The sequence below is a fragment of the Faecalimonas umbilicata genome, from assembly GCF_004346095.1.
Taxonomy (GTDB): domain Bacteria; phylum Bacillota; class Clostridia; order Lachnospirales; family Lachnospiraceae; genus Faecalimonas; species Faecalimonas umbilicata.
The window spans coordinates 1-4370 of record NZ_SLZV01000051.1 but is presented as its reverse complement, the minus strand read 5'-3'; the positions used below and the strand labels follow the sequence as shown (position 1 = coordinate 4370).

The 4370-nt window shown below is 36.2% G+C and carries 7 protein-coding genes; all 7 read right to left on the bottom strand.

Translation table 11 applies throughout. From position 1 onward, the window contains the following. Positions 1–47 precede the first annotated feature (47 nt). Positions 48–767 (bottom strand): ParA family protein, encoded by a 720-nt coding sequence (locus tag EDD74_RS14865; protein ID WP_116442191.1) that lies wholly within the window; start codon positions 765–767, stop codon positions 48–50. Between the two features lie 98 nt (positions 768–865). Beyond that, the gene (mobP2, locus tag EDD74_RS14860) at positions 866–2272 is read right to left on the bottom strand and encodes a MobP2 family relaxase (protein ID WP_116442190.1); all 1407 of its coding nucleotides are present in this window, start codon (positions 2270–2272) and stop codon (positions 866–868) included. Next, entirely contained in the window at positions 2254–2451 is a 198-nt protein-coding gene (locus tag EDD74_RS14855) for a hypothetical protein (protein WP_132038471.1), read from the bottom strand. The genes mobP2 and EDD74_RS14855 overlap by 19 nt, the downstream gene beginning before the upstream one ends. Positions 2452–2673: 222 nt before the next feature. Continuing rightward, positions 2674–2979 carry a hypothetical protein gene (locus EDD74_RS14850; RefSeq protein WP_132038470.1) on the bottom strand — a complete coding sequence of 102 codons (306 nt, stop codon included), beginning with the start codon at positions 2977–2979 and terminating at the stop codon, positions 2674–2676. Between the two features lie 25 nt (positions 2980–3004). Next, positions 3005–3280 carry a FitA-like ribbon-helix-helix domain-containing protein gene (locus EDD74_RS14845; RefSeq protein ID WP_116442188.1) on the bottom strand — a complete coding sequence of 92 codons (276 nt, stop codon included), beginning with the start codon at positions 3278–3280 and terminating at the stop codon, positions 3005–3007. A gap of 356 nt (positions 3281–3636) precedes the next feature. After that, entirely contained in the window at positions 3637–3912 is a 276-nt protein-coding gene (locus EDD74_RS14840; RefSeq protein ID WP_116442187.1) for a hypothetical protein, read from the bottom strand. Positions 3913–4159: 247 nt separating this feature from the next. Further along, a partial coding sequence (locus EDD74_RS15205) for a hypothetical protein (protein ID WP_243116183.1) occupies positions 4160–4370 on the bottom strand: 211 nt, incomplete at its 5' end.

Here is a 4370-nt window from a genome sequence, read left to right as displayed (position 1 = left end):
ATTTTTGTTCCATCTTCAATTACTTACGTAAATTCGATGGAAGTGTCTTATATCCCCATAGCTAAAGCAAGGGGTTTTACGACACATTGGATAAACTTTTCTTTTAATGCATTTCTACAGTCCTCTTTTGCTTCCTGGCAAATTTTCTTTCTATAATCATATTGCGTAAGAAAAACTCCTCCTAATTCTAATTTCGGATGATATCCCTGAACTGCCTTTACTAAGCGGATTACATTCGCAATTCCCACTCTAGAATCTTTATCACATCTGGATGGGATATATACAACATCCGCAGCCGTCAATGCATTTACATTTAAAAGTGAAACACTTGGTCCACAATCAATAAAACAAAAATCATATTCCTTACTGATTTTTTCCAGTTGCGCTTTCAACCGAAACTGCTGTGGCCGTGTAACATCACCGAGTAATCGATTTTCCACTTCTGATAAAGTTAAGTAAGATGGAATAATAGATAAATTTTTATAATCTGTTTCATAAATGCATTCTCGGATATCTTTTTCACTATCCAACAAAAGATCTTCTACGGTATCAGACACCGGATATATTTTTTCTTCAATTAATTCCTGCAAAGAATAACTTCCTTCCATTCCACTATATCCATAAAGCTGGCTTGTATTCCCCTGCGGATCCATATCCACATTCAAAACTTTCTTTTCAAATACCTCTGAAAAAATATGTGATACAGCTGTCATAGTTGCCGTTTTTCCTACTCCACCCTTATTGTTTAAAAATGCAATTACTTTCATATGCTTCCTCCTACTCTATCTTTTAGTATAGTTATTTCTTAATATATTTGTATTATAATATCTTCATATTGTAATTGCAATAGGTTTTATACATTATTTTAAATTTCTAATTCATATTCCTGTTCTCGGTCATATTGTCGTATGTTTTTTAACGCACGTACTTCTTCCTGCCGGAATGATCTCTGCAGTTTAAAAAGCGCACGATCCAGTTCGGTTATAGTTCGCCTATATTTTTTTCGTTCTATTTTTTGATAACTTTGTCCAGGTGGAAAATGATTTACATTTTCCTTACTGGTTGCTTTTCCCTGTTCTGTACCTTTTTCAAAATGTATGTTTTCTCTTCTGTTCTCCCGAGTTTTTACTTTCTCCCCTCTCTCTTCTTTTATATCTTTTTCTCTTTTTTCTTCTGATTTCATTTTTTCTTCTAAAATATCTTCCTTCTTTTCGATCTGTTTTTCATACATTTTCACTGCATTTAGTACACTGTTTCCCATCCGTTTCAATAAGTCCTGTTCTTTTCCTTGTTCAAAATTTCGGTCTACGTTTTTCCCATATGCCTGTGCATATTTCCGGCTCTGTTCTTCCAAAAGATAGCGAAATTCTTTATACTCATCCGAATGATATTTTTCAATATAAGTCCGGCTAATCTCGTCAATCATTGTTCGGTATGGCTGCATCACGGGATTTCCATAATTCCAAAGTTTTCTATCTACCTTTGGCAAACTTTCATATAGTTCCAAAAATTTTTTCCGGATATGGGGATCTTCTGCGAACTTCCATTCCCTAGCTGTTTCTACCAAGTTTTTTCGGATAATCTGATTCAATTTCAGATTCACTTCTCTTGTCTGCATAATCTCGTTTGCAACAATGCTCTTACACATCTCGATATTTTTTAGTTTAAATTTCCCCCTTACTTCCTCCTTTCCTTGATAAACGATTTTCTCTCGAATTGGGAAGGGCTCCACAGTCGCCACATGGATATGTATATTATCTGTGTTATAATGTATCGCTGCACTCCATACAGCATGATCTAGCCCCTCATTTTTCAGCATCCTGTTAATTGCAAGTCGTGCTACTTCTTTTAGCTTCTGTTCATCCAGAATACTGTTTTTCTGATCATAAAGTCCATTATTTTCCAACCACTGATTGTCAAAAGAGATTACCGTTTGCCACATTAGACTCTCATTCCTCTGCGCAGTTTCAAACACAGCTTTTAGTTCCCTCTTTTCCTCAAACATTAGATTATCTTTATCTCTAGTGAAGAGACCGGTAGATTTGTTTGGATTACCCATATAATCGTGAAAAAGATTATACGTTTCGACCGCATTCCCTCTCTGTGCTTCTACACGGTCTATATAATCAACATAGGATTTAAACTTATCTGAATTTGGACGACAAAAATCCTGCATTAGTGTCACGCCAGCTTTAATTTCTCCCATACTTTTCTTCCCACTTCCTGGGTGTCCATTTGGACACCTTCTTCTCTTTACTTCCCGGGTGTCCATTTGGACACCTTCTTCTCTTTACTTCCCGGGTGTCCATTTGGACACCTTCTTCTCTTTACTTCCCGGGTGTCCATTTGGACACCTTCTTCTCCTCTGGGTGTCCATTTGGACACCTTCTTCTCTTTACTTCCCGGGTGTCCATTTGGACACCTTCTTCTCTTTACTTCCCGGGTGTCCATTTGGACACCTTCTTCTCTTTACTTCTTGGGTGTCCATTTGGACACCTTTTTCTCTTTACTTCTTGGGTGTCCATTTGGACACCTTTCTTCTTGGGTGTCCATTTGGACACCTTCTTCTCTTTACTTCTTGGGTGTCCATTTGGACACCTTTTTCTCTTTACTTCTTGGGTGTCCATTTGGACACCTTCTTCTCTTTACTTCTTGGGTGTCCATTTGGACACCTTAATTCTCTCTGCGGTTCTTCCAGTCCTTTTTCTGTTTTAGATGATCCATCCTCACCTTTCGATATTCTTTTGATTTTTTTATAACTGGAGACTCCCTCAACTGTACTGGCTGACAAACTTCAAGATTATAATGAATCAGAAATGTATTTGCCACATCAAGTAAAACATCCTGATTTTTTTCAATGCTCCTGAATATTGCTCTCAGCTCATTTTCACTTTTTTTATGATCAGCAATAATAAAACGAAGAGCATCTGCAAAATTTCCAATCTTCCTCTCAGCCATAACCTTTTCAATATACTCCACATCATTTTCTTCCAACCGGACTGTTTTATGAATCATAACCTGACTGCCACATCCTTTCTCCTATTTCTAAAATCTCACTTTTCATTTCCTCCATAGTCTCTGTGTTTCTTTCCACTACATCCACCATAAGATTTACCAGGCCTGCATATTTCTCCTCTATCTCCTGCTTCTCTTCCAGAATGGTGAAGTTACGCAGCAAGCTAATTAGATACTTGTTCCTGCTCATTTTATGCTGTCTTGCTTTTTGATCAAGTTTGTGAATAATCTCATCATCTAAATTTCTAATCTTGACTTCTCCCATAAGTGTCACCCTTCTATAATAATTATTTTATATTATATTATCATTTGAATATGATATTTGCAATACTTCTTTGTGTTCTAAAAGGCTTCTTATAAGCTATATCTGTCCCCATGAAAACCGCTGGTTTTACCAGCGCCCCAAAATATTTTGGGGTCAGTTTTCTCTTATGCTCTTATACAACCGCCCAACACCACTTTTCCGGGAATCCAATCATTTTCAACATACAAATTTTCATTTTTTCTGATTTTGTTTTGTACGTGAAAAACAGCATATAGAAAAATTTTCTATACGCTGCTTTTGAAATTCTTTATTCTAAGTTTTGCTTTATATTAAGTAACCAAATATATTCCTCTTTTTTATTCAACAAACTCTAACTCCATTCCCTCACTTGCAATATACGGAAGAAATGTCCCCAACGAATCCAGCGGAATAAATAAGTTTTTTCCACTAAAACTTTGAAAATGTGCTACTACCTCATCTTTTGCAATAAAAACATATTCCTCATCATCCATATGGTTCAGATAAATTCGCCCAACTCTATAATAGCTATTCGCTGTTTTCTGTGTCAATTTTCCAATTTCATCCAGTTTCACTGTAAGTTGTCCTTTTTCATTTCTAAATTTCTTTTTCATTCTGCTACCTCGCTCACAAATATTATTTTGTATTTCTATAATATGATTATATTATTTTATTCACATTTCTTCAACAAAACTAAAAGAATCACAGATATTCTTTTTATTTTTTATTGAAATCACTTTTTATCACTCAGAACACTTTTCAATAAAAAAGAAAAATTTCCATGTGGTTTACAGCTTTTAATTTAAAAATCATACCGAAAATAGAGGTATATTGGGTGTCCATTTGGACACCTTCTCCTCTTTACTTCCTGGGTGTCCATTTGGACACCTTCTCCTCTTTACTTCCTGGGTGTCCATTTGGACACCTTCTCCTCTTTACTTCCTGGGTGTCCATTTGGACACCTTCTCCCTTTACTTCCTGGGTGTCCATTTGGACACCTTCTCCCTTTACTTCCTGGGTGTCCATTTGGACACCTTCTCCCTTTACTTCCTGGGTGTCCATTTGGACACCT

Coding starts and splice junctions, on each gene's coding strand:
- EDD74_RS14865 (WP_116442191.1), bottom strand. CDS start 767: ATGAAAGTAATTGCATTTTTAAACAATAAGGGTGGAGTAGGAAAAACG.
- mobP2 (WP_116442190.1), bottom strand. CDS start 2,272: ATGGACACCCGGGAAGTAAAGAGAAGAAGGTGTCCAAATGGACACCCA.
- EDD74_RS14855 (WP_132038471.1), bottom strand. CDS start 2,451: ATGGACACCCGGGAAGTAAAGAGAAGAAGGTGTCCAAATGGACACCCG.
- EDD74_RS14845 (WP_116442188.1), bottom strand. CDS start 3,280: ATGGGAGAAGTCAAGATTAGAAATTTAGATGATGAGATTATTCACAAA.
- EDD74_RS14840 (WP_116442187.1), bottom strand. CDS start 3,912: ATGAAAAAGAAATTTAGAAATGAAAAAGGACAACTTACAGTGAAACTG.